We start from the raw sequence: 26995 nt of genomic DNA, 5'->3' as shown, positions 1-26995 counted from the left end.
AATAAAATGGCAAAGGTGCCCTTTATAGAACAGATGGAACATAGCGAATGTGGATTAGCCTCATTGGCGATGGTCTTTAGTTTTTATGAAAAGCATGTTTCGTTAGCTGAATTAAGAGAAGAGTTTGGTGTTCCGAAAGGTGGTACATCTTTATACCAGCTTATGCATATTGCTAGGGAAAATGGTTTTCAAGTAAAAGGATATAAAGCTGAATATGAAGCTTTAAGTGAAGTTAAATTACCAGCAGTTATCCATTGGGAACATAAACATTATGTAGTCCTAGAGAAAGTGACAAAAAAGGGGGCTATAGTTATAGACCCTGCTTACGGAAGAAATAAAATCTCTAAAAAAGAAATGGAGGAAAAGTATTCTGGATTTGTATTAACACTAGAACCAGATGAGTCATTTCAAAAACAAAAAGGTGTCTCTCATTTGCAATTCTTTTTATCGTTTGTGTTAGGGAAAAAGAAATTAATAGCTTTAATTGTATTAGCCTCTTTGATAATTCAGGCTTTTGCGCTGGTGATTCCATTTGTCACAAGTTGGATGACTGACCATGTAATTATTCCGAGAGATCCGAGCTATATGAATATGATAGGTTACAGCATTTTAGTATTGCTAATAAGTTATCAAGTATTTGCTTCGTTAAGAGGTTTCCTAATAGCGAAGTTGCAAACGGCAATTGATATGTCTTTAATGCAAAGTTTTATAGAAAAACTATTAAGTCTTTCTTATAACTTTTTTGAGAATCGCTCTATGGGAGAACTGTTATTTAGGGCAAATTCCAATGTATATATTAGACAAATATTATCTACTAAGGTAATTTCCTTTCTTATAGATGGAATTCTGCTTTTCACTTACTTATTCTTCATGTTTCGTTATTCGACCTTATTAGGATTCGTTGTGTTAGCAGTTGGGAGTGTTATATTCGCCCTACTTGTCATGAGCACGACTGTTTCTAAGAAGTTAGCTGATAAAGAGGTTTCGGCTCAAGCTCAAGTTCAAAGGATTTTGTCTGAGAGTATTAATGGGATTAGTGACGTGAAGGTTATGGGATTGGAAAAGCAAGTGTATAAAGAATGGCAAGAACGCTTTGGTTCTCAGCTTATTCATGCAGAGAAGAGATCTATATGGACGGCATTGATGAATACATTAGCGGGTTCTATTCAATTTATCTTACCGTTGTTTCTGCTTTGGTTCAGTGGACAACAGGTGCTAGCTGGAAATATGACATTAGGAAGTGTACTCGGCTTTAATGCGTTAGCGATTTCGTTTATAACTCCGATTATCTCCATTGGGAGTGGCTATGGTGAATTGATTTATATTAGCTCCTATATTCAGCGGATTTACGATGTAATGCATGCGAGATCGGAGAGAGAGGTCAATCAATTTTCAGGAATTAAGAAACTGAATGGTGATATTGAGTTTGACAATGTTTCTTATCGTCACAATTATTTCAGTGAAGATGCAATTCAGAATGTTTCGTTTAAAATCAAAGCTGGTGAGAAGGTCGCAATTGTTGGGGCGTCTGGGTCTGGAAAAAGTACAATTGTAAAAATGCTTCTCGGACTATATACACCAACGAATGGGAAAATCCGATTTGATGGGATTGAAAGCGAAAAGTTAAATTTGAAATTTTTAAGGAAATCAATAGGCGTTGTTTTCCAAGAAGCGAGATTGTTTAACAAAACGGTAGGAGAAAATATCATTGCGCAAAGGAAAGGGGTGCCTCCGAATGGAGTAATTGAGGCATCGAAGCAAGCGAATATATTAGAAGATATTATGATGCTACCATTAAATTTTCAAACGATGGTATCTGAATTTGGAGTTAACTTCTCTGGTGGGCAAAGGCAAAGATTAATATTAGCTAGAGCATTGGTAACAAACCCATCTATTCTAATATTAGATGAGGCAACAAGTGCACTTGATACATTGTCTGAAAGAGTTATTGATGAGAATTTAACTGATATGTTATGTACAAGGATTGTCATTGCACATAGGTTAAGTACGGTTAAGAATGCAGATAAGATTATTGTTATGGATAAGGGAGCAATTGTAGAGATAGGATCACATACAGAATTACTTGAGAAGCAAGGGTATTATTATCAATTGTCAAAAGCTCAGGAAGTAAAAGGAGGGATTAAAAGTGAAAGATTGGCCTAAATATCGAAACACTATAGCGAAAATAGGTGCTGGAATTACAGTAGTATTATTATTAAACCTTCCTATAGTTGGAGTTAGTACGATAAGCGCTGAAGAAATGAAACATAATCAAATTAAAGAAAATTCGTATGTGTTTACATTGAGGCAAGGTGAAAATACGGATGAGATGATAAAGGAAATTAGAGATAAATATCCCGATTTAAAGCTAGAAGTAATAAAAGAAATTAAGATGCTGAATATCGAAGGTGATAATTTAGAAAGATTACAAGAAGCGAAGCAGCATTTATTAAAAAATTATAAAGGGATAATTGAAAAAGCAGGTAGAGAGGATGTAGTGGAATTAAAGCCGCCCGCTATAGTAAAGAAACCTTCGAATATAACAAAATACGCACCTTCACAATTAGAACAAGAAGAGGTCGATTATAGCAAATGGAAATGGGATGTCGATAAGGTAACAGAAAATGGAGAGAGCTATAAAATTGAACAAGGAAATCATAGTGTAAAGATTGGTGTTATTGATAGTGGGATTGATGTAAATCATCCTGCGCTAAAGGGAAATATAGTTAGTCAGGGGAAAATTTTAGTTCCGAATGTAGAATCAATTGAAGATAATATTGGTCATGGAACAATGATTGCTGGGTTAATAGCTGCTGATGGGAAAATAAAGGGGGTAGCGCCCAAAATTGGGATTGTACCATACAAAGTATTTCAAGGTAGTTCTGCGGATTCAAGCTGGATTATTAAAGCTATTGTAGAGGCTGCAAATGATGGTATGGATGTTATTAATTTAAGTTTAGGAACATACAAGTCCATTAAAGATCCAGAAGAAGGAGCTGTGTACTTAGCTTATAAAAGAGCAATAGAGTATGCGAATAGTAAAGGGAGTTTGCTAGTAGCTTCCTCTGGAACAGAAGGATTCGATATTTCAAATCCTTTTCAATTAGCTAAGCAAAGAGGATATGAAAACGACTTACAACTTCATATGCCAGGAGGTTTACCGGGGGTAGTAACTGTTGCGGGAACAAATAAAGATGATCGATTAGCTTATTACTCTAATTATGGAACCAATGTTGATATTGCAGCTCCATCAGGGGATTATGGATCTTTGTGGGAAAGTGAAAAAGTGGGAGATGAAACAGCTATGGTATTAACCACATATCCTACAAACCTTCCGCAATCTCAGCTAAGTGAATGGTTAGGGTTTGATAGAGGGTATGAGCTGATGATTGGAACGAGTCTAGCAGTTCCTAAAGTTTCTGCTACAGCCGCACTTGTAATTGCGGAATATAAAGAAAAATTTAGGCTGAAGCCTAGTAATGGATTTGTTAAAACAAGATTATATCAGGGGGCCAAACCGGCATTAGATGACGGAAAAAAATATTTTGGAAAAGGTATTGTAAATGCGAAGGGTGCACTTGATTTTCGAAATACAAATTTCAAAAAATGGGAGAGATAAAGATGAATTTTAAAAAGTTTTTACTTATGATTGGCGGAATTGCTTTAGGAATGGCAGTTATTTACTTTATTAAACAGTAAAGGGGATGTTATATATGGCATTTGAAATTCAAGGATTAAATAAAACATTTGGTGAATATAAAGCCGTTAATGATTTAAATATACGTGTAGAAGAAGGTGGAATTTTAGGGATGCTGGGCCGGAATGGTGCTGGTAAGACGACAACGATTCGTATGATCTTAGATTTAATCAAACCGGATAGCGGCCAAATTCTATGGAATAATCGCCCTTTTTCAAAGAAAGACCTATCTATTGGCTATTTACCAGAAGAGCGTGGATTATACCCGAAAATGAATGTAGTGGAGCAATTGGTGTATTTCGGCAAGTTAGAAGGAATGCCAGCTAATCTTGCAAAAAGGCATGCGTTACAGTGGCTAGAAAAATTAGAAATGACACCACATTTAAAGAAGAAAACAGAGGAATTGTCAAAGGGAAATCAACAAAAAATTCAATTGATTTCAGCGATATTGCATAATCCGGAATTCATCATACTAGATGAACCATTTAGTGGCTTGGATCCTGTAAATGCAGAGATGTTAAAAAATGTTGTGCTCGAGTTAATCGCGCAAAGAAAAACGATTATCTTCTGTAGTCATCAAATGGACAGTGTAGAAACGTTCTGTGAGGAAATTTGTATTATGAAAAATGGTCAACTTGTATTATCGGGTGCCTTGTCAGATATTAAGAAAAGTTATCAATACAAATATATGACGTTGCAAACGGAAGGGGATATTGAACCTATTCTTAAGAAGAAAAATTTCAATTTTGAAAAAGTTAATCGTACGTTCATGATTAAAGTTAATGATGGAGAGGACGCATTTTCGCTGCTTGAAGACATTAAAACTAAACAATATATCCGAGATGTTTCTATTAAAGAACCTTCTTTACATCAAATCTTTGTTGAAAAGGCGGGTGCATAAGTAATGAGGAATTTCTGGATTGTTTTAGGGCAAACGTATTGGGATCGTGTGAGGACGAAAATATTTATTGGGATGACATTGTTATTAATAGGGGGAGGGATATTCTTATTCTCCTTTCCAACTTTAGTACAAAAGTTTTCTGGAGAGAAAGAAAAAGCAAAAGTTGTATTTATTTCCGAAGCACCTAATGTTACTTTGGATCAATCTAATCTTAGTAAAGCTCTTCCAGAATGGGATTGGTCTTTAGGTGATAAAACAAAATTAAATCAATATAAGCAAGATTTGTTAGATAAGAAAGTCGAAGCGCTCTTTATATTAAAAGAGGGTGCGGGTGTTGAACCAGTATTAGATTACTTTATGAAGGTGGATAATCCTAAGTTGATTCAAAGTGCGCAGGTATTTGTACAAAATCAGTATTTTCAAAGTGCGGTAGTTAAACAACAGTTATCAGAAGAGGCTGTGAAATCACTGACGATGAACGTGCAAGCGAAAAAGCAAAACTTAAATAACGAAGAAACAAGCTCATTCTTACTGGTGTATTTATTAGTAGCGATTATGTACTTAGCAATTACTTCGTATGGAAATGCGATTGCTACAGCGGTAGCGTCAGAGAAGGCGTCGCGTGTTATGGAAGTGATGGTAACGAAGGTGTCGCCTGTTCACATGGTCTTTGGGAAGATATTAGGAGTCGGTCTTGCTAGTTTGACACAGTTATTTATTTTCTTCCTTAGTATGGCGCTATATATTAAATCTGGAATTTTTAAGGTATCGGATTCGTTTTTTGGAGTGAATATTGATGTAAATATGATTACAGGTGAGCATGCTGCATATTTCTTGTTATATTTTGTTCTCGGTTACTTCGTTTATGCGGCACTTTTCGCAGTGTTTGGTTCTATGGTAAGCAGGCCAGAAGAATTATCCGGAACAACGATGCCGATTACTCTTATATTGATGGGAAGCTTAGTGGTGGAGTTATTAGTAGTACTTGATAACCCTGAAGGGCTAGTATCAAGGGTGACATCATATGTTCCGTTTACAGCTCCAATTAGTATGGTAGTTAGGATTATTAATGGATCCGTTGGGAGTTTAGAAATTATTACATCTATGGTTGTATTACTGGCTAGCATTAGCTTAATTGCTATGTTTGCAGCGAAGGTCTATCCGAAAGGTGTATTAAGAAGTGGTAAGAGCCTTAAATTCATTCAATTGTTAAAAAATAATTAATTGCAGGGGGGAATAAATTATGGGATTTTTTTCGAAAAGAAAACAAAAAATGATGGATAGTAATAACGAGAGAAGCGTGAAAAAAATAGTTGAGTTGTCTGTGGAAGAGATGAGAGGAATTCAAGGAGCGTCTAGTGAATCGAACGATTATCTCTATGATTCCTATGTAATTAGGAATCAAAGTTCCTTAGCTTTAAATAAGAGGTTTCTTTCTTAATTAAGAATCGTAAAAGAGTAGTTAGGCATAGTGAAGTGTCACTATACCTAAACTGCTCTTTTTATTTTGGAATTGAACAGAGATAAATTTAATGTTGTTATATATAAAATTAAGGGTTACTATTAGTATGTGGTAACAAATAATTGAGTTTATTATTTTCTTTCAATATTATTCAAATTTAGGTTGTAAGTTGTAAATCTCATTAATACATATAAATTAATAATATTTTGGAATGGGTGTCTGTGATAGCATTCTCCTTTTACCAAACTTATTGTACAATAGAAACAAGGGGGAGATTAGTTTGAAGGCAAGTCTTTTACAAGAACAAAGCTTACGTTTGGCAATGACACAAGAGTTAAGGCAAGCGATTACAATGCTCCAGTATAATGTACAAGAATTATCGGAGTTTTTGTATGAGCAATCGTTAGAGAATCCCCTTATTGAGTTAGGTGGTTTTGAGAGGGAGAAGAAAAAGAGCTCTAACAACAGTAAAAGTACCAGCAAACAAGTCGAGAATCAGATGGAGATCTACAGTGTGGATTCTACAACGATTCAGCAACATTTATTAAATCAAATACAGTATTATAAAATAGATGAAGAAGAGCGAAAAGTAGCTTCTTTCATTATTATGAACATGGATGGAAATGGATATTTACAAGAAACGAATGAAGAGTTAGCAGAGCTCCTTTCTGCGCATATTCATGTAGTCGACCGCTCTGTAGAGCTTGTCCAATCACTGGAACCAGCAGGGGTAGGGGCGCGTAATATTCAGGAATGTCTAACCTTGCAATTGAAGCGCTTACAAAGACGGAATGGATTAGCAGAAGAGGTTGTAGAAGATCATTTCGCTTATTTTGTGAAGAAAGATTGGCGAAAGCTCGTTCAAGTGTTGAAATGTAGTAATGAGGAATTACAGAGTGCGGTAAATTGTATAACGTCATTACAACCAAAACCAGGTCTTGCGTTTTCTTCAGATAAACCACTTTATATTGTGCCTGATATGGCGGTGAAAAAAGATGGCGATCGCCTCGTTTTACAAATGAATGAGAGAAATATGCCGAGAATTGAAATTCATTCTGAATATAGTGCGCTTCTTAATAATAGTGAAAGTGAAGTAGCATCTTACGTATCAGAAAAGTATCAGCATGTGCAGTGGATTATGCGCAGTTTGAAGCAGAGGAAACAGACGCTGCTGCAAGTGATGAATATTATTATGGAAAAACAACGTGATTTCTTCTGGAAAGGTCCAGAGTATTTAAGACCTCTCGCTTTAAAAGAGGTAGCGGAAGAGTTAAGTGTGCATGAATCAACAATTAGTCGTGCGACGCGAAATAAATATGTGCAAACACCACACGGTTTATTTGAGATGAAATCGTTCTTTAGCAATGCCGTTTCGACGACTGAAGATGAAGCAGTTTCTACAAAACGTGTAAAACAATTTATTCAAACGCTAGTTGGGGCAGAGGATAAGAAAAAGCCACTTTCAGATCAAAAGATTTCAAAATTATTAGAAGAAAAGCATGAAATTGTTATTTCTCGAAGAACAGTGGCGAAGTATAGAGAACAAATGCATATCCCAGCTTCGTCATTACGAAAAACGATTGGATAGGTGAAGAAGATGAAAGTTGTACTGTATACTAAAAAAGATTGTGGCCTTTGCGTGAAGGCGAAACAAGTTTTACAGGAAGTACAATGTGAATATTCTTTTCAAATCGAGGAAATAGATATATATGAAGATAATGACCTTTTAGAAAAATATCACTTAATGATTCCGGTTGTAGAAATGGACGGAAAACAACTAGAATATGGTAACATTCACAAAGGTGTCATAATAAACTATATAAAGAATGCAGTTAAGAGTTGAATAAGTTTCTATCTCCTGTTACAATAATACACGTAGCAGGGATTATTTTTTTAACCTATGTGGGACACAAAATGTCACTACGGGACGTAAAGTGACCACGAAGGAAAAATGAACCAATGTAGTGAGGAGAAAAGATATGCGCTCATGGATTCAGAACACAAAAAAATTATTACCTGATCTGCTACCTGTTATGCAAACGAGAATGCAAATTCTTCAATACATTAGGCTCATGCAGCCGATCGGAAGAAGAAACTTATCAGCAAGCCTCGGTATGACAGAACGAGTATTGCGAAGTGAAGTTCAAGTTTTGAAAGAACAAAACTTAGTTCACGTCGCTTCTTCTGGAATGACTTTGACAGAAGAAGGAACAGCTTTAGTTCTTGCTTTGGAAGACTTTATGAAAGAAATTTCCGGGTTAAAGGTTTTAGAAAAGCAACTTAAGGAAACATTAGACTTGGATGAAGTTTTCGTTGTCCCTGGTGATAGTGATGAATCACCTTGGGTCAAACTGGAGATGGGCCGTGCTTGTGTGACTTGTATAAAAGACCGTCTGACAGCGAATAATATCGTTGCTGTGGCTGGAGGAACTACGCTAGCTGCTGCTGCGGACATGATGCAACTGGATTGCAAAGATTTACATATGCTATTTGTCCCAGCACGTGGTGGAATTGGAGAAGGTGTTGAATTAGAAGCCAATACCATTTGTGCCAAGATGGCGCAAAATACGATGAGTAATTATCGCTTATTGTATGTTCCAGACCATGTTAGTAGCGAAGCATATGCGTCTATTGTGACAGAGCCTTCCGTGAAAGAAGTTCTTGAGTTGATTCGATCTTCCAATATCGTCATTCATGGAATAGGTGATGCGTTAACAATGGCACGTCGCAGAAGTACTTCAGAAGCAGATTGGTTAAAGATTCAGGCAAGCGAAGCAGTTGGCGAAGCTTTCGGTTACTACTTTAATGAAGAAGGAAATGTTGTTCATAAAGTAAGAACAGTTGGTATGCAACTTGAGGATTTACAAAATGTATCTCACGTTGTTGCAGTCGCTGGAGGTTCTTCAAAGGCAAAAGCAATACAGGCTGTAATAAAGCAAGGGCACACTTCAATTCTAATTACAGATGAAGGTGCAGCAAAACAATTAACAAAGGGTTTTACCCTTTAATATAATCCCCCAAGGAGGAAATTCAAATGACTAAAATTGGTATTAATGGATTTGGACGTATCGGACGTAACGTATTCCGCGCAGCTCTTAACAACTCTGAGGTAGAAGTAGTAGCAATCAACGACTTAACAGATGCTAAAACATTAGCTCACCTTTTAAAATATGACACAGTTCACGGAACTTTAAATGCAGAAGTATCTGCTAACGAAAACAGCATCGTTGTTAACGGTAAAGAAATTAAAGTTATCGCTGAGCGTGACCCAGCTCAATTACCATGGAGCGACTACGGAGTAGAAGTAGTAGTAGAATCTACTGGCCGTTTCACTAAAAAATCAGACGCTGAAAAACACTTAGGTGGATCAGTTAAGAAAGTTATCATCTCAGCTCCAGCTTCTGACGAAGATATCACTGTAGTTATGGGTGTTAACCATGAACAATACGATGCAGCTAACCACAACGTAGTATCTAACGCTTCTTGTACTACAAACTGTCTAGCTCCATTCGCTAAAGTATTAAACGAAAAATTCGGCGTAAAACGCGGAATGATGACAACAATTCACTCTTACACTAACGACCAACAAATCTTAGACTTACCACACAAAGATTTACGTCGTGCTCGTGCAGCAGCTGAAAACATGATCCCAACATCTACTGGTGCAGCTAAAGCTGTAGCATTAGTATTACCAGAACTTAAAGGTAAATTAAACGGTGGCGCTGTACGTGTTCCAACTGCTAACGTTTCTCTTGTTGACTTAGTTGTTGAACTTGACAAAGAAGTAACAGTTGAAGATGTAAACGCAGCATTCAAAGCAGCAGCTGAAGGCGAATTAAAAGGTATCCTTGGATACAGCGAAGAGCCATTAGTATCTATCGACTATAACGGATGTACAGCTTCTTCTACAATCGATGCATTATCTACAATGGTAATGGAAGGTAACATGGTTAAAGTACTTTCTTGGTACGATAACGAAACTGGTTACTCTAACCGCGTAGTAGACTTAGCAGCTTACATGACTTCAAAAGGTCTTTAATTCTTAATTATATAAGTTATCAATGACAAAACGAGGGAGAGGGTTTGTTCCCTCTCTCTCTTCTTTCGTTTTAAAAGCAAATGTGTTAAGCTTTTGAATGGGTTTTGTCAATCCTAACTAGTAGTCGGAGGGAAATCCAATGAACAAAAAATCAATTCGTGACGTAGATTTAAAAGGTAAGCGTGTATTTTGCCGCGTTGATTTCAACGTACCTATGAAAGAAGGCAAAATTACAGATGAAACTCGTATCCGTGCAGCTCTTCCTACAATTCAATATTTAGTAGAGCAAGGTGCGAAAGTTATTTTAGCAAGCCACTTAGGCCGTCCAAAAGGTCAAGCAGTAGAAGAATTACGTCTTACTCCAGTAGCAGCACGTTTAGGCGAGCTTCTTGGTAAAGATGTTAAAAAAGCGGACGAAGCATTCGGACCAGTTGCACAAGAAATGGTTGCAGCAATGAACGAAGGCGACGTATTAGTTCTTGAAAACGTACGTTTCTATGCGGGCGAAGAAAAGAACGATGCAGAACTTGCGAAAGAATTTGCAGCACTTGCTGACATCTTCGTAAACGATGCATTCGGTGCAGCTCACCGTGCTCATGCTTCTACAGCAGGTATCGCAGACTACCTACCAGCAGTATCTGGTCTATTAATGGAAAAAGAGTTAGATGTACTTGGTAAAGCACTTTCTAACCCAGAACGTCCATTTACAGCTATCATCGGTGGTGCGAAAGTAAAAGATAAAATCGGTGTAATTCGTCATCTATTAGACAAAGTAGATAACTTAATCATCGGTGGCGGACTTGCTTACACATTCGTTAAAGCTTTAGGTCATGAAATTGGTCTATCTCTATGTGAAGACGACAAGATTGAACTAGCTAAAGAATTTATGCAACTTGCAAAAGAAAAAGGCGTAAACTTCTACATGCCAGTTGATGTTGTAATCACTGAGGAATTCTCTGAAACTGCAACAACTAAAATCGTTGGTATCGACTCTATCCCTTCTAACTGGGAAGGCGTGGACATCGGTCCTAAAACACGTGAAATTTATGCAGATGTAATTAAAAATTCTAAGCTTGTTGTATGGAATGGACCAATGGGTGTATTCGAAATGACTCCATTCGCAGAAGGTACAAAAGCAGTAGGACAAGCATTAGCAGATGCAGAAGATACATACTCTGTTATCGGCGGTGGTGACTCTGCAGCAGCTGTTGAAAAATTCGGTATGGCTGATAAAATGAGCCACATTTCTACTGGCGGCGGTGCGTCATTAGAATTCATGGAAGGTAAAGAGCTTCCAGGTGTAGTTTGTCTTAACGACAAATAAGTAGCAGCCAAAGAAAAAGGACGGTGCAAAGCATGCGTAAACCAATTATCGCAGGTAACTGGAAAATGAATAAAACTCTATCTGAAGCAGTTAGCTTCGTAGAGGAAGTTAAAGGTCAAATCCCAGCAGCTTCAGCTGTTGATGCAGTAGTTTGCTCTCCAGCTCTATTCTTAGAGCGCCTTGTAGCAGCAACTGAAGGAACTGACTTACAAGTAGGTGCACAAAACATGCACTTCGAAAAAAATGGTGCATTCACTGGCGAAATTAGCCCAGTAGCACTTAGCGACTTAAAAGTTGGCTATGTAGTACTTGGCCACTCTGAGCGTCGTGAAATGTTTGCTGAAACAGACGAATCAGTAAACAAAAAGACTATCGCAGCATTTGAACATGGTTTAACACCAATCGTATGTTGTGGTGAGACTTTAGAAGAGCGCGAAAGCGGAAAAACATTTGATCTAGTAGCAGGTCAAGTGACAAAAGCACTTGCAGGTTTAACAGAAGAGCAAGTTAAAGCAACTGTTATCGCTTATGAGCCAATCTGGGCTATCGGTACAGGTAAATCTTCTTCTTCTGCAGATGCAAACGAAGTATGTGCGCACATCCGTAAAGTTGTTGCAGAAGCTGTTTCTCCAGAAGCTGCAGAAGCTGTTCGTATCCAATACGGCGGTAGCGTAAAACCAGAAAACATTAAAGAGTATATGGCACAATCTGACATCGACGGCGCTTTAGTTGGCGGTGCTAGCTTAGAGCCTGCTTCGTTCTTAGGTCTTCTGGGGGCGGTAAAATGAGAAAGCCAACAGCTTTAATCATTCTTGACGGTTTCGGACTTCGTGAAGAAACTTACGGGAATGCTGTAGCACAAGCTAAGAAACCTAATTTTGATGGTTACTGGAACAAATTCCCTCATACAACGCTTACAGCTTGTGGTGAGGCGGTAGGTCTTCCAGAAGGTCAAATGGGTAACTCTGAGGTTGGTCACTTAAATATCGGTGCTGGCCGCGTAGTATATCAAAGCTTAACACGCGTTAACGTTGCAATTCGTGAAGGTGAGTTCGATAAGAACGAAACTTTCCAAAATGCAATTAAAAGTGTAAAAGAAAAAGGTACTGCACTTCATTTATTCGGTTTACTTTCTGACGGTGGTGTGCACAGTCACATGAACCATATGTTTGCTCTTCTTCGCTTAGCAGCAAAAGAAGGCGTGGAGAAAGTTTATATCCATGCATTCTTAGACGGCCGCGATGTTGGACCACAAACAGCAAAAGGTTATATCGATGCAACGAATGAAGTAATTAAAGAAACAGGAGTAGGACAATTCGCGACTATCTCTGGTCGTTATTACTCTATGGACCGTGACAAGCGTTGGGATCGCGTAGAAAAATGTTACAGTGCTATGGTGAATGGTGAAGGCCCTACTTATAAATCAGCAGAAGAGTGTGTAGAAGACTCTTATGCGAACGGTATCTATGATGAATTCGTATTGCCGTCTGTAATTGTTAACGAAGATAACACGCCAGTTGCAACAATCAATGATGATGATGCAGTTATCTTCTATAACTTCCGTCCAGACCGTGCAATTCAAATTGCTCGTGTATTTACAAACGAAGACTTCCGTGAGTTCGATCGTGGTGAAAAAGTACCTCACATTCCAGAATTCGTATGTATGACACACTTCAGTGAAACTGTAGATGGTTACGTGGCATTCAAGCCAATGAACCTTGATAACACTTTAGGTGAAGTTGTTGCGCAAGCGGGATTAAAGCAACTTCGCATCGCGGAAACTGAAAAGTATCCGCACGTTACATTCTTCTTTAGCGGTGGTCGTGAGGCTGAATTCCCAGGAGAAGAGCGTATCTTAATTAACTCACCAAAGGTTGCAACGTATGACTTGAAACCTGAAATGAGCATTTACGAAGTAACGGACGCTTTAGTAAATGAAATCGAAAATGATAAACATGATGTTATCATTCTTAACTTTGCGAACTGTGATATGGTTGGCCATTCTGGGATGATGGAACCAACAATTAAAGCAGTAGAAGCAACTGACGAATGTTTAGGAAAAGTTGTAGAAGCGATTCTTGCAAAAGATGGTGTAGCACTTATTACTGCTGACCATGGTAATGCTGATCAGGAGTTAACTGCTGATGGCGGTCCTATGACAGCTCATACAACTAACCCGGTTCCTTTCATCGTTACAAAAAATGATGTAGAGCTTCGTGAAGGTGGTATTTTAGGAGATATCGCTCCAACAATGCTTACACTTTTAAATGTGGAACAACCGAAAGAAATGACAGGTAAAACAATTATTAAATAATTTGCTTATATAAAAAGGAGAGAATTTATTATGTCAACAATTATTGATGTTTATGCTCGCGAAGTCCTTGACTCTCGTGGTAACCCAACTGTAGAAGTAGAAGTTTACACAGAAAGCGGCGCTTTCGGACGCGCTATCGTACCAAGTGGTGCATCTACTGGTGAGCACGAAGCAGTAGAATTACGTGACGGTGACAAATCTCGTTACCTTGGTAAAGGTGTTGTTAACGCAGTAAACAACGTTAACGAAATTATCGCTCCAGAAATCGCTGGTTTCGATGTAACTGACCAAGCTGGTATCGACCGTGCTATGATCGAATTAGATGGCACTCCAAACAAAGGTAAACTAGGCGCTAACGCTATCCTTGGTGTATCTATGGCAGTAGCTCACGCAGCAGCTGACTTCGTAGGTCTTCCATTATACCGTTACCTTGGTGGATTCAATGCAAAACAATTACCAACTCCAATGATGAACATCATCAACGGTGGTTCTCACGCTGATAACAACGTTGACTTCCAAGAGTTCATGATCTTACCAGTTGGTGCTCCAACATTCAAAGAATCAATCCGTATGGGTGCTGAAGTATTCCATGCACTTAAAGCTGTATTACATGACAAAGGTCTTAACACTGCAGTAGGTGACGAAGGTGGATTCGCTCCAAACCTTGGTTCTAACCGTGAAGCTCTAGAAGTAATCATCGAAGCTATCGAAAAAGCTGGTTACAAAGCTGGCGAGAACGTATTCTTAGGAATGGACGTTGCTTCTTCTGAGTTCTACAACAAAGAAACTGGTAAATATGACCTTGCAGGCGAAGGCCGTACTGGCTTAACTTCTGCAGAAATGGTTGATTTCTACGAAGAGCTTTGCAAAGACTTCCCAATCATCTCTATCGAAGATGGTTTAGACGAAAACGACTGGGATGGTCACAAATTATTAACTGAGCGTATCGGTGATAAAGTACAATTAGTTGGTGACGATTTATTCGTAACTAACACTCAAAAACTTGCTGAAGGTATCGAAAAAGGTATCTCTAACTCAATCTTAATTAAAGTTAACCAAATCGGTACTTTAACTGAGACTTTTGAAGCTATCGAAATGGCTAAACGTGCTGGTTACACAGCAGTTGTATCTCACCGTTCTGGTGAAACTGAAGATGCTACAATCGCTGACATCGCAGTTGCAACTAACGCTGGCCAAATCAAAACTGGTTCTATGAGCCGTACTGACCGTATTGCTAAGTACAACCAATTATTACGCATCGAAGACGAACTAGGCGAAATCGCTGTTTACGATGGTATCAAATCTTTCTATAACATCAAACGATAATTGTAGAAAATAAGCGACAGACCGTGAGAAATCACGGTCTGTTTTTTTATGTTAAAATTGTTCACCTGTCATAAGTGACATGAAATGTTTGAAGAAGCGGTTATAATCAAAATCAATTGCTATTTGATGACTCGGCCAATCAATAAATGGTTTAGGTTCTCCTAAAGAGCGAAATTCTCCAATGCTTGCCCCCTGCGCATAAGATTCTGCCATGACAACGATAGGTGATTTGTGATAGGTAAACATAGAGTTATCAAGTAAAGCGAGTATTGGCATTGTGTCATGGAAGGGGCTGCCCTTTAAATGTGGTAGGGCGTCTTTATAATATCCGTAGTAATAATGATCGAATAACGGTTTGACAAGTGGGGCTTTTCCTTTTGCCTCAATGTATTCGGCCATTTCTGGTGTAATGATGGAATATTGGGTGACGTTTAATGGGTATATGTACATGTTAGCTGCGGATTGAAGGACTATATTAGCTGCAGTAGGATCGCCATAAAAGTTTGCTTCGGAAATAGGGGTAACATTACCAGGATGTAAAAAGGCACCGCCCATTACGTAGTAAGATTTAACTTGCTCCATTAATTGTTTACATACGATAAATAAAATTGCTAGGGAAGTAAGTCTTCCTAAGCTCACAATAATTAATTCATCTTTATACTGTTCAATAAGAGGAATAACTTCAAAAAAATTCTCCATTTCTTCGTTAGTTACATTCACCTTTGGAATAATTGGTCCGAGCCCTTGTTTCCCGTGTACATCTGTAAAAAAAGCAGGAGGAGCACCAGTAATTGGACGTTCTGATCCACCAAAGATTTTGATATTTCTACCCTTTACTTCGCTTGTAAGAAAATGAGCATTTTCTACGGCCATTTTTTTTGGAACATTGCCGTAATCAGCAACGATACCGACGATTTCTATTTCATTGATAAAGAATGATAAGAGGAGAGCCATCGTATCATCAATCCCAGGATCACAAAAAATAAGAACTTTTTTGGGCATATGTTCACCACCTATATTGTTTATCACGTACAAACCCGCTTGGTGAAGGCTAATAATCAATGGGGATGAGGAAACCCTCAATGATTAAAGTTTCACTTTATATATATGTAAGTTTAAGGATAAAAAGATTATTTTATTGAAATAACAGTCTTGTAAATTCAGAAAATAAAAACTTTTTATATTAGGTCAAGGTTTTTGACGTAATTTTTGTTTGGAAATGCAGTCATATCAAGGTTGTAAGCGTATAACATAGGCTGTTTTTGCTGTCAAGTTGATAAATTGCAGCTTTTTACAATTTATACTATGATAAAGATATTAACAGAAGATCGTATAAACATGAGGGATGATGAACATGAAATTTACAAAGATTCTTGTCCAAATTGCTGCTCTTTACGTGTTTTATATGGTTGGAACTTGGGTGCAAGAAATGTTAAACATTCCAATTCCAGGAAGTTTGATAGGGATGTTCCTCTTACTTGTTTTACTTAGCCTAAAAGTTCTTCCAGTGAAATGGTTCGATTTAGGAGCAGAAACACTCGTTGCTATTATGCCGTTTTTATTAATTCCGCCAACGCTTGGCCTAATGAATTACGGTGCTTTTTTTATGAGTAAAGGAATTTCTCTTTTCATTACAGTTGTAGCGAGTACATTTTTAATTATTATTGTCGCAGGACATACAGGACAATATCTTGCGAATAGGAAGGAAAGAGAGTCGCGATGAGCCAAATATTAATCGGAATCGGTTGGGTTCTTTTTACGGTGCTATTATATCAATTATCTAAAAAAATCTATAAATTATTTCCAACACCATTCACCATTCCAATGCTTGTAGCAACAGGATTAATGGCTTTCCTATTTATCGTGCTTGATATACCATATCAACATTATATGGAAAGTGGTGGTGGCTGGATTGCAAAGCTACTTGGACCCGGTGTTGTAGCATTTGCAATTCCTCTTTATAAACAACGTCATGTTCTGCAAAAATATGTTGTACCGATTGCTGGCGGGGTATTAGTAGGTACAACAGTCGCAATCGCTAGTGATTTTGCTATTGCTTCACTTATGGGAACAGATAAAAGCTTAATCTTATCGTCTTTACCAAAATCGGTAACAATGCCAGTTGCGATGAGCGTTTCTGAACAAGTTGGTGGTGTACCTTCCTTAACAGCAGCTTTCGTTGTTATCGCAGGTATTACTGGAACAATTACAGGACCTCTCTTATTAAAATGGAGCCGTGTTACAAACTCAGTTGGTAAAGGTATCGGATTTGGATGTGCTTCTCATATTATGGGTGTTATGAGAGCAATGAAAAATAACGAGCATGAAGGTGTTATTGGATCGGTAACAATGACATTAACAGCAATTTTGACATGTTTACTTGGACCGTTATTTGCAATGATGTTTATGTAATAGAAGAAAAGCGAGGGCAACTCTATAGCTCTCGCTTTTCTATAGGATTTATGCTACAGTTACAATAACTGAATCTTTGTAGGAGGTACGCCAAGTGCATACGTTATTATCCGTTTTACTTATTACTGTATCGATTTTAATGATTGTTATGGTACTTATGCAGTCTAGTAATAGCTCAGGCCTTTCAGGTGCAATTTCAGGCGGTGCAGAGCAATTATTTGGTAAGCAAAAAGCACGTGGAATTGAAGCAGTATTAAACCGTATTACAATTGTTTTAGCTGTATTGTTCTTTGTATTAACAATTGCTGTTACGTACTTAAACTTATAGAATTGAAAGAAGAAGCGTTAGTAAGATGTACTAATGGTTCTTCTTTTTTGTTTTGCCATTTGAAAGATGTTTCTAATTAGATTATAGAAATGTAAATATGGTACACTAGATATAGAAAGAATACGACTAGATTACAGAAGAGAAAGAGGAGAAGTACATGATGAAATTAGCATCTCCGAAACCATTTACATTTGAGGGTGGAGACCGCGCTGTTTTATTACTACATGGATTCACAGGGAACTCAGCTGATGTACGTATGTTAGGGCGTTTCTTAGAAAAGAAAGGCTATACTTGTCATGCGCCAATTTATAAAGGGCACGGTGTACCACCAGAAGAGCTTGTTCATACAGGCCCTACAGATTGGTGGCAAGATGTAACGGAGGCATATCAGCTTTTAAAAGATAAAGGTTTTGAGAAAATTGCTGTTGTTGGATTGTCACTTGGCGGCGTATTTTCTTTAAAATTAGGTTATACAGTACCGGTTTTAGGTGTAGTACCAATGTGTGCACCGATGTATATTAAGAGCGAAGAAACGATGTACCAAGGTATATTGGCATATGCCCGCGAATATAAAAAACGTGAGCAAAAATCACCAGAACAAATTGAACAAGAAATGTTGGAATTCCAAAAGACACCGATGAATACATTACAAGCATTACAACAATTAATTGCTGACGTACGTAACAATGTGGATATGATTTATGCACCAACATTTGTTGTACAAGCACGTCATGACGAAATGATTAATACAGATAGTGCTAACATTATTTATAACGGTGTAGAATCTACGTTAAAAGACATTAAATGGTATGAAGACTCTACGCATGTCATTACACTTGATAAACAACGTGACGAGCTACATGAGGATGTATATAACTTCTTGGAGCAACTAGATTGGTAAGATCTAGTTGCCTCTTTTTTTCATAAGGAATTTTTTGTGAAAACTGTAAAAATCATAAGGGGAGTATTGAAGTTTCGCTTTATACATCCCCTATCTTTCGGATACACTAAATAATATAAGGTTTTAAAGGAGGTATTTTTGCTTGGAAGAAATCACACAAGAACATATTGATAAGTTGTTATTATTTATGAGAGAAGAAGCGTATAAACCGCTAACGATACAAGAGTTAGAAGAGGCATTTGGAATTGAAGGTTCTGAGGGCTTTAAAGATTTTGTAAAGGCACTTGTAATGATGGAAGAGAAGGGACTTGTTATTCGTACACGTAGCAACCGTTACGGTCTTCCTGAAAAGATGAATTTAGTAAGAGGTAAGTTAATTGGACATGCACGTGGCTTTGCATTCGTTGTACCAGACGAGAAGAAAACGGGAGACGATGATCTTTTCATCCCTCCTACAGAATTAAACGGTGCACTTCATGGCGATACAGTATTAGCACGACTTAGTTCTCAATCGAGCGGTTCACGTCAAGAAGGTTCAATTGTACGCATTTTAGAGCGTGGAACGAAAGAACTTGTTGGTACATATACAGAATCGAAAAACTTTGGCTTTGTTATACCTGACAATAAGCGCTGGACGAGTGATATCTTTATCTTGAAAAGTGCATCAATGGGTGCTGTAGAAGGTCATAAGGTAGTTGTGAAAATTACGAGCTACCCAGAAAATCGTTTAAGTGCAGAAGGTGAAGTTATTCAAATTCTAGGTCATAAAAATGATCCAGGAGTAGATATTTTATCTGTCATTCATAAACATCATTTACCTTTAGCATTCCCTGAAGAAGTGATGGAGCATGCAAACAGTGTACCAGAAACGATTTCAGAAGAAGATTTAAAAGATCGCCGTGATTTACGTGATCAAATGATCGTAACGATTGATGGTGCAGATGCGAAAGATTTAGATGACGCTGTTACAGTAACGAAGCTTGAGAACGGTAACTACAAGCTTGGCGTTCACATTGCGGATGTAAGTCATTACGTTCAAGAAGGTTCTCCAATTGATGTAGAAGCAGCGGAAAGAGCGACGAGTGTGTATCTTGTTGACCGTGTAATTCCGATGATTCCACATCGTCTATCTAACGGTATTTGCTCATTAAATCCGAAAGTAGACCGTCTGACATTATCTTGTGAAATGGAAATCAACAACTTAGGTGATGTTGTTAAACACGAGATTTTCCAAAGTGTGATTAAAACGACAGAGCGTATGACGTATGCTGACGTAAGAAGCATTTTAGAAGATGAGGACGAAGAGCTAATTAAGCGTTATGAGCCATTAGTACCGATGTTTAAAGAGATGGGGCAATTGGCACAAATTCTACGTGAAAAACGTATGCGCCGTGGTGCAATTGACTTTGACTTTAAAGAAGCGAAAGTATTAGTAGATGAAGAAGGAAAACCGACTGATGTTGTTATGCGCGATCGCTCTGTATCAGAGAAGTTAATTGAAGAATTTATGCTTGTTGCGAATGAAACAGTAGCAGAGCACTTCCACTGGATGAACGTACCGTTTATGTACCGTGTCCATGAAGATCCGAAAGAAGATAAGCTTGAGCGTTTCTTCGAGTTTGTAACGAACTTCGGATATGCGGTAAAAGGACGTGCGAATGAAGTGCACCCTCGTGCGCTGCAACAAATTCTTGAAATGGTTCAAGGGCAGCCAGAAGAAGTAGTTATTTCAACAGTTATGCTTCGTTCTATGAAGCAAGCTCGTTACGATGCGGATAGTTTAGGACATTTCGGTTTATCAACTGAGTTCTACACACATTTCACATCACCAATTCGTCGTTACCCAGATACAATTGTTCATAGATTAATTCGTGAATACATTATTAATGGTAAAGTCGACAATGAAACGCAAGCAAAATGGCGTGAAAAATTACCTGAGATTGCAGAGCACTCTTCTAATATGGAACGCCGTGCTGTTGAAGCAGAGCGTGAAACAGATGAGATGAAAAAAGCAGAGTATATGGTTGATAAGATCGGTGAAGAGTATGACGGTATGATTAGCTCTGTAACAAACTTCGGTTTATTCGTAGAGCTTCCAAATACAATTGAAGGTCTTGTACATGTTAGTTATTTAACGGATGATTACTACCGTTATGACGAGCAACATTTCGCTATGATCGGAGAACGTACAGGAAACGTATTCCGCATCGGTGACGAAATTACAATTCGCGTTATTAACGTAAACAAAGACGAGCGTGCAATCGACTTTGAAATCGTTGGCATGAAAGGTACACCTCGCCGTAAGTTCAAAGATCGTCCAGTCGTTATCGAGCAGCCAAGAACAGGCAGAAAGAAACGCGGTGGACGTAGCGAGCGCAGTAATGAGCGCGGCGGTGAACGTGGCACAGGTAGAAAATTTGATCGTGGTGGCAAAGGAAAAGGAAGAGGATCCGCATCTGCATCTGCATCTGCATCCACATCCACATCCGCAAGTCAGCCAGGGAAAAAAGATGGTAACGGCAAGAAGAAAAAAGGATTTTTCGAAAACGTACCAGGATTCAAGAAGAAAAAGAAAAAGCGTAAGTAAGAAAAGAGTGGCTTCGCTTTGATGAAAAGCGGGGCTTTTTCTTTTTTCTTGGTGGCTTGAGAGCGAGCCACTTTCGCTTTTTATGGAATCCAGCTACAGTGGCTAGAATCTGTTGGCCATTTCACTCCCTCGGACGAAGCAAAAAGCGCTTCTCTGTCGGGAGTTCCAATGTCCAAAGATTCTAAGCGAGCCACTTTCGCTTTTTGTTTACATTTGTTACAATAGTAAAAATAGAGGAGGGACGTTATATGCCAAAAGGTACAGGTAAGGTTATTGCACAAAATAAAAAAGCGTTTCATGATTATTTCATCGAAGAAACATACGAAGCAGGGCTTGTCCTTCAAGGAACGGAAATTAAGTCGATTCGCGCTGGTCGCGTGAACTTGAAAGATGCGTTTGCACGTATACATAATGGTGAAGTATGGGTTCATAATATGCACATTAATACATACGAACAAGGGAATCGTTTCAACCATGATCCACTTCGTACGAGAAAATTACTTCTTCATAAAAAAGAAATTGATAAGCTAGCGGGCGCTGCAAAAGAAACAGGTTACGCATTAGTTCCACTTAGAATCTATTTGAAAAATGGATTTGCAAAAATGGCACTTGGTTTAGCAAAAGGTAAGAAACAATATGATAAACGTCACGATTTAAAAGAGAAAGAAGCGAAACGTGAAATTGCACGCGTGTTCCGTGATCGCCAAAAGATGTAATACAGATATTTACATTTGTAAAACGGCGCGCGTATGATATAATAACTTATGTAAGGTTGTTGCACATTGAAAAACAGCTCTTAGTAGCTATCACGATATTTTCTTCGTATGCTCCATTTTTATCATGGGGACGTTACGGATTCGACAGGGATAGTTCGAGCTTAGGTTGCGAGTCGAGGGGATCGGCCTCGTTAAAACGTCAAAGCCTATAATTGGCAAACAAAACAATCTTTCTTTAGCTGCTTAATTGCACTAAAGGTTCCTCCCTCCATCGTCCATGTGGTAGGGTAAGGGACTCAAACTAAGTGGACTACGCCGGAGTTCGCCGTCTGAGGGCGAAGGAAGAGAACAATCAGACTAGCAACTTGGAAGCCTGTCGATAGGCCGAAGAGTTCGCGAAATGCTAATATATCGACTACACTCGTAGAAGCTTAAGTGCCGATATTTTTGGACGTGGGTTCGACTCCCACCGTCTCCACCAATACATATTTGGTGGTTTTTTTATTTTGTATAACAAGAAGCATAAGATGGCCGTTTTGGCCGACTTATGCTTCTTTTAGTTTACGGCCAACTTATGCTTCCAGGATTTGAAGAATATTTTTAATGTCGCCTTTAAATAAAGTCGCGACTTTTAGGGATAGCATCACATCATCATCAATCTAAGAATAGCAAATACCCCAAAACGAAAAAAATGTACATTTTTTTCGTTTTGGGGCGTTATAAAATCTTTAAGTTGATGGGCATATGGCGACTCATTTCTAGAATTGTTTTCATGTGTCAATGATAGAAATATATTTTTAATTATGGCTACTTTTCAACTAGTACGATATCATCAAGATAGGCATCACCGATGTTAACATATCCATTAATTTGTAAGATGACCTTATATGGATTATTAGTATTTAGAGTAGTAAATTCAACCGATTTTTGTTCATACTGTGTGGAAGTAAACGCCATAACAAATGTGTTTTCTCCCCCAGGAGACTGTGCTCCTACAAATAAGGTTTTTTCAGGACCCGATACTTTTCCAGATGCGGACATGATGTATGTAGTATTAGGCTTCAAAGTTACGTCTCCCTTAAGATGACCAGCTCCTGAACTAAAATGAAGTCCTTTAGAATTATTTACTCCTGCATGCTCTTCAATATTGTAAATTAAAGAGCCATATGCTGGTTTAAAAGGTTCTAAACTTGAATTGTGGTCAAAATCAATATTTAAAATATAAGGGTTCTCCTTCTCCTTTAATTGTACATTATCAAACTTAACCCTCCCATTTGCTGTAGAAGCAAGTTTGACAGCAAAGTTTGACACATCTTCCCCTGTTTTAAACTTCATCTCATGATGTTCCGGCTTAAATCCTGAATATTGCTTTTTTGTTAATGGAACGATTTCTTGATGGGCATTCAGATTACCTACTGTTACTTCTGATGGAGAACCTATACTTCCCGCTATATCAAATGTTAATGTATATTCTGTATTCGGCTTTACAGTAACAGGCTGATAGGCTGTGTCTGCATGTATTAATTTGAGATAATGATTGGCTGGTTCAGAAGTGCCGATATTCTCGGTAGAAGAATTAGGATTAGATAAAATCCAGTTATTTAGCCCATCCTCAAAATCTCCATTCTTAACTTGTTCATTTGCAGATGAACTATTTGCTGATACAATACCTGAAAAACCTATACTGGCACTTAATACAATTGCTGTAGAAAAGACTCCTATACCGACTTTTTTTAACAATTTCTTCATCTCCTTTGGTCAGATTAAAATTTACTTTTTCATATTTCTATATATGTTTGGATAAACCTGCCAAAGAACAACTTTAACAATAAATAATTTATGTATGCGAGATTTAGGTTATTTTCATTTGAAGGGGTAGAGGGAGCAACCGTGCCGTGAAGTGTAAAACAACTTACAGAAAATGTAATACACGATGCATCGACAGTTGCAAAAATTAACATTTATGCAACACTCCACTTGGGCTTGATTTTTATGGCGCCATAACGTTGCATATATTGTGTTGCAAATTAATTTTCGATAATACGGTGATATTCGTAGCGAAATAGAAAATAGATATTTGCAACACTATGAATACCTTAACGTACTGCAAAATGATTACCAAAAACCTTTTTAAAAAGTGCACCGTACACTTTTTATCCTTTTACTGGAATCTACTTTGCACTTCCCAGCACAGGTGCCCCTTCTAGCCCTTGAAAGATCTTCAATATATACAAGGACACCTCGCTCAAATTGAACGGGTAAAGAAAGCATATCAAGAGAGCAAAGTGACCTATTAACTAACGAAAGCGTCACTTCCACTTGCTCGTTTATTAAGGTTATTAGTATCAATTTGGCCAAACATTATTCCAAAGCTACATTAATAAAACTCACGGCAAGCTTATGGGTTAATAATTAAAACACGGTCAATTTATGCTTCCGATTCGGTTGAATAATTAGATGATTATCTACAAAAATAAGTGTTTTCTGGCCAACTTATAGGTAAAATGACATTGTATGATATGAACCATAACTTTGCCATATTGGCGAGGTTATGGTTCTAAAAATAGAATGTATCTAATTTCTTGGTTCTTTCAATTACATCATCAATGCATCTTGTGTGTTATCCCTTAACTATCACAACTTTATCCAGTAAAAGCCTGATTGGTGAGGACTCATAAGCAGTGGGGGATGAACATCTCTATTTAATTAACACTTCGCTTTATTTGAATCTTCATATGTTTTGTGTTTTTATCCATACCTATTGTAAGATTATATAGAGTTCTCCTAATAAACTGTTTTAATGGATTATTTAGGGGTTTTAAATTTATAAATCTTAAATTGTTTTTTGGAGATAATTTTTTATCTAAATAAGTTATATTGAAGTAGAGGTGAACCATCGGTGAAGCAGGTGTTGGTGATTAAAAATGAACGGTCTTCAGCAAAGAAAATTGTAAGCGGTCTAACGCAAGAAGGCTATTTCATTTTAAAACTTCACAATGAAAACCAAGGTTTAAATATAATATATGAACAAGATTGGGATATTATCATATTGGATTGGGACTCATTAAGTATATCGGGACCAGAAATTTGCAGACAAATACGACTTGTTAAAACGACACCGATCATTATTGTGACCGACAATATTTCTAGTAAGGATTGCATAGCAGGGCTACAAGCAGGAGCAGATGATTATATAAGAAAACCATTTGTGAAAGAAGAATTAGTAGCAAGGGTTCAAGCAATTTTAAGGAGAAGTGACTATATCCAGCAAAATGAGATGAATTTTTTTCAGTTTAAAGATCTCTTTGTTGATGCATCTAGCAATATTGTGAAAAAAGGTGGCGAAAATCTCTCACTTACTAAGCGCGAGTATGATTTACTTGTATTTTTAATTAAAAACAAAAACACAATATTGAGCCGTGAGATGCTTTTGAATCAAGTTTGGGGATATAACGTAGTAGTAAATCCAAATGTAGTAGATTTATATATTGGGTATGTAAGAAAAAAGTTAAAGTGCGAGAAGAAAGACAGATATATTCAAACGATACATGGTAGAGGTTATTCAATGACTGAATGATAAAATAAGGTAATAGAAAAAAGAGTAAAACTGTTTCATTCAGGTTTTACTCTTTTTTCTATTGAATCTAATAATCAAATAGTTTCTTAGAAATATTAAAAGACGTAAAAAAAATGGATTATAAAAATATTAGCTATTAATGAGCGTGTTTTGTAGAGGAAATCATGGTTAATCAACACGCCTGACTTCACATATTACTTTTTATGCCTGATTTTATGAATTCACACCATTCACAAGATTTTCACAGAATTAATGACTATACTAATTAACAGGATGTTCAAATGAAAATGATTATCAATAGCGATTCGATTGAATAAAAGTTACCTTCTAATTCAATCTATGGATGTCATCATTTTCGAAATAAATCACACTATAAGGAGTATACATATGAAAAAATCTATGCTTTTAAAATTAGTGAGTATTCTAGCAATTTTCACTTTAATGTTAGTAGCTTGCTCAGATTCAAGTAAAGAAACTTCGAAGGCTAATAATAAAGATAATGGTAGTGATAAGCCAAAAACGGTTGAAATCACTGATGCTCATGGAACTGTTAAAGTTCCTGTAAACCCAAAGAATGTAGTTGCTTTGGATAACAGAACTTTTGAAACTTTATCTGATTGGGGAATTAAATTAGCGGCTGCTCCAAAGGATATCATGCCTGCTGATTCAGCATATAAAAAGGATGAAAAAGTTCAAAATATTGGGAATCACCGTGAACCAAATCTTGAAATTATTGCAGCGGCAAACCCTGACCTTGTAATCGTTGGTCAAAGATTTGCTGACCATTACGAAGAAATCAAAAAATTAGTACCAAATGCAGCAGTTATTGATCTTAATTTTGATGTCTCTGAGAAAGCTACTAAGCCTGGCGAAAACTTAGTAAAAGGACTTAAAGATTCTACAGTTACTTTAGGAAAAATCTTTAATAAAGATAAAGAAGCTAAACAATTAGTAGCTGATTTTGATAAATCTATTGAAAAAGCAAAATCTGCTTATAACGGAAAAGATAAAGTTATGAGTGTTATCGTTACTGGTGGTAATATTGGTTTTGCTGCTCCACATTCTGGTCGCGTTTGGGGACCAATGTATGAAATTTTCGGTTGGACTCCAGCGTTAGAAGTTTCAAATTCTACTGCAGGTCATAAAGGTGATGACGTTTCTGTTGAAGCTATTGCACAAACAAATCCTGATTGGATTTTCGTATTAGATCGTGATGCTGCAACATCTGATGCAGCTAAGTCAACACCTGCTAAGGATGTTATTTCTAAATCACCTGCTCTTCAAAACACAACTGCTGTTTCTAAAAAACAAGTTATTTATGCACCAGAAGATACTTACACAAATGAATCAATTCAAACTTATATAGAGTTATTTGGAAATATGGCAAAAACTTTAGCTAAGTAGTGTAAAG

At 37.4% G+C, this 26995-nt stretch carries 23 protein-coding genes and 1 other RNA gene; 22 read left to right on the top strand and 2 right to left on the bottom strand.

The genetic code is table 11. The annotated features are described in order from the left end of the window. The first annotated feature begins 6 nt into the window (after positions 1-6). From AC1Q8M_RS21930 to eno, 13 genes are all read left to right on the top strand, one after another. Complete coding sequence (locus AC1Q8M_RS21930; protein ID WP_098855476.1) at positions 7-2163, top strand: peptidase domain-containing ABC transporter; 2157 nt, start codon at positions 7-9, stop codon at positions 2161-2163. Continuing rightward, positions 2147-3619, top strand: a complete 1473-nt coding sequence (locus AC1Q8M_RS21925; protein WP_098855477.1) for a S8 family peptidase — start codon at positions 2147-2149, stop codon at positions 3617-3619. The genes AC1Q8M_RS21930 and AC1Q8M_RS21925 overlap by 17 nt, the downstream gene beginning before the upstream one ends. 94 nt (positions 3620-3713) lie before the next feature. Then, positions 3714-4598 (top strand): ABC transporter ATP-binding protein, encoded by an 885-nt coding sequence (locus AC1Q8M_RS21920; RefSeq protein WP_000863493.1) that lies wholly within the window; start codon positions 3714-3716, stop codon positions 4596-4598. 3 nt (positions 4599-4601) lie between these two features. Then, positions 4602-5822, top strand: coding sequence for an ABC transporter permease (locus AC1Q8M_RS21915; RefSeq protein ID WP_098855478.1), 1221 nt, complete (start codon positions 4602-4604; stop codon positions 5820-5822). 19 nt (positions 5823-5841) lie between these two features. After that, positions 5842-6039, top strand: coding sequence for a hypothetical protein (locus AC1Q8M_RS21910; protein ID WP_000505575.1), 198 nt, complete (start codon positions 5842-5844; stop codon positions 6037-6039). A gap of 301 nt (positions 6040-6340) precedes the next feature. Continuing rightward, positions 6341-7648 (top strand): RNA polymerase factor sigma-54, encoded by a 1308-nt coding sequence (rpoN, locus tag AC1Q8M_RS21905; RefSeq protein WP_098361560.1) that lies wholly within the window; start codon positions 6341-6343, stop codon positions 7646-7648. A gap of 9 nt (positions 7649-7657) precedes the next feature. Then, the gene (locus tag AC1Q8M_RS21900; protein WP_098361559.1) at positions 7658-7903 is read left to right on the top strand and encodes a glutaredoxin family protein; all 246 of its coding nucleotides are present in this window, start codon (positions 7658-7660) and stop codon (positions 7901-7903) included. Between the two features lie 136 nt (positions 7904-8039). Then, the gene (gene cggR / locus AC1Q8M_RS21895) at positions 8040-9068 is read left to right on the top strand and encodes a gapA transcriptional regulator CggR (RefSeq protein WP_001258185.1); all 1029 of its coding nucleotides are present in this window, start codon (positions 8040-8042) and stop codon (positions 9066-9068) included. A 26-nt stretch (positions 9069-9094) separates the two neighbouring features. Next, positions 9095-10099: a type I glyceraldehyde-3-phosphate dehydrogenase gene (gene gap / locus AC1Q8M_RS21890; RefSeq protein ID WP_000161234.1), complete on the top strand. Its 1005-nt coding sequence runs from the start codon at positions 9095-9097 to the stop codon at positions 10097-10099. Between the two features lie 139 nt (positions 10100-10238). Further along, positions 10239-11423, top strand: coding sequence for a phosphoglycerate kinase (locus AC1Q8M_RS21885; RefSeq protein ID WP_001036331.1), 1185 nt, complete (start codon positions 10239-10241; stop codon positions 11421-11423). A 32-nt stretch (positions 11424-11455) separates the two neighbouring features. Next, positions 11456-12211 (top strand): triose-phosphate isomerase, encoded by a 756-nt coding sequence (tpiA, locus tag AC1Q8M_RS21880; RefSeq protein WP_001231038.1) that lies wholly within the window; start codon positions 11456-11458, stop codon positions 12209-12211. Continuing rightward, positions 12208-13737: a 2,3-bisphosphoglycerate-independent phosphoglycerate mutase gene (gene gpmI / locus AC1Q8M_RS21875; protein ID WP_001231158.1), complete on the top strand. Its 1530-nt coding sequence runs from the start codon at positions 12208-12210 to the stop codon at positions 13735-13737. The genes tpiA and gpmI overlap by 4 nt, the downstream gene beginning before the upstream one ends. Positions 13738-13767: 30 nt before the next feature. After that, entirely contained in the window at positions 13768-15063 is a 1296-nt protein-coding gene (gene eno / locus AC1Q8M_RS21870; RefSeq protein WP_000103951.1) for a phosphopyruvate hydratase, read from the top strand. A 51-nt stretch (positions 15064-15114) separates the two neighbouring features. On the opposite strand, the gene AC1Q8M_RS21865 is transcribed toward eno, so the two are convergent. Further along, the gene (locus AC1Q8M_RS21865) at positions 15115-16065 is read right to left on the bottom strand and encodes a nucleoside hydrolase (RefSeq protein WP_098361558.1); all 951 of its coding nucleotides are present in this window, start codon (positions 16063-16065) and stop codon (positions 15115-15117) included. 352 nt (positions 16066-16417) lie between these two features. On the opposite strand from AC1Q8M_RS21865, the gene AC1Q8M_RS21860 reads away from it, so the two are divergent. From AC1Q8M_RS21860 to ssrA, 7 genes are all read left to right on the top strand, one after another. Then, entirely contained in the window at positions 16418-16786 is a 369-nt protein-coding gene (locus AC1Q8M_RS21860) for a CidA/LrgA family holin-like protein (protein WP_000673222.1), read from the top strand. Then, positions 16783-17475: an LrgB family protein gene (locus AC1Q8M_RS21855; protein ID WP_000078304.1), complete on the top strand. Its 693-nt coding sequence runs from the start codon at positions 16783-16785 to the stop codon at positions 17473-17475. Before AC1Q8M_RS21860 ends, AC1Q8M_RS21855 begins: the two co-directional genes overlap by 4 nt. 94 nt (positions 17476-17569) lie before the next feature. Beyond that, positions 17570-17803 carry a preprotein translocase subunit SecG gene (secG, locus tag AC1Q8M_RS21850; protein WP_000557266.1) on the top strand — a complete coding sequence of 78 codons (234 nt, stop codon included), beginning with the start codon at positions 17570-17572 and terminating at the stop codon, positions 17801-17803. A gap of 160 nt (positions 17804-17963) precedes the next feature. Further along, entirely contained in the window at positions 17964-18704 is a 741-nt protein-coding gene (gene estA / locus AC1Q8M_RS21845; protein WP_176522245.1) for a carboxylesterase, read from the top strand. A gap of 142 nt (positions 18705-18846) precedes the next feature. Further along, positions 18847-21291, top strand: a complete 2445-nt coding sequence (rnr, locus tag AC1Q8M_RS21840) for a ribonuclease R (RefSeq protein WP_098855479.1) — start codon at positions 18847-18849, stop codon at positions 21289-21291. Positions 21292-21539: 248 nt separating this feature from the next. Then, a complete protein-coding gene (gene smpB, locus AC1Q8M_RS21835) occupies positions 21540-22007 on the top strand; it encodes an SsrA-binding protein (protein WP_001123917.1) in 468 nt (155 codons plus the stop codon). A gap of 126 nt (positions 22008-22133) precedes the next feature. After that, positions 22134-22488: a transfer-messenger RNA gene (gene ssrA / locus AC1Q8M_RS21830) on the top strand. Between the two features lie 326 nt (positions 22489-22814). Here ssrA and AC1Q8M_RS21825 read toward each other — a convergent pair. Then, entirely contained in the window at positions 22815-23747 is a 933-nt protein-coding gene (locus AC1Q8M_RS21825; protein WP_098855480.1) for a carbohydrate binding domain-containing protein, read from the bottom strand. A 1159-nt stretch (positions 23748-24906) separates the two neighbouring features. On the opposite strand from AC1Q8M_RS21825, the gene AC1Q8M_RS21820 reads away from it, so the two are divergent. After that, positions 24907-25584: a response regulator transcription factor gene (locus tag AC1Q8M_RS21820; protein WP_098361554.1), complete on the top strand. Its 678-nt coding sequence runs from the start codon at positions 24907-24909 to the stop codon at positions 25582-25584. Between the two features lie 387 nt (positions 25585-25971). Further along, a complete protein-coding gene (locus tag AC1Q8M_RS21815; RefSeq protein ID WP_097924553.1) occupies positions 25972-26988 on the top strand; it encodes a siderophore ABC transporter substrate-binding protein in 1017 nt (338 codons plus the stop codon). Positions 26989-26995 lie beyond the last annotated feature (7 nt).

It is taken from the genome of Bacillus sp. GW823-FHT06A10, assembly GCF_058795375.1.
This window is presented reverse-complemented; position numbering and strand designations above follow the sequence as displayed.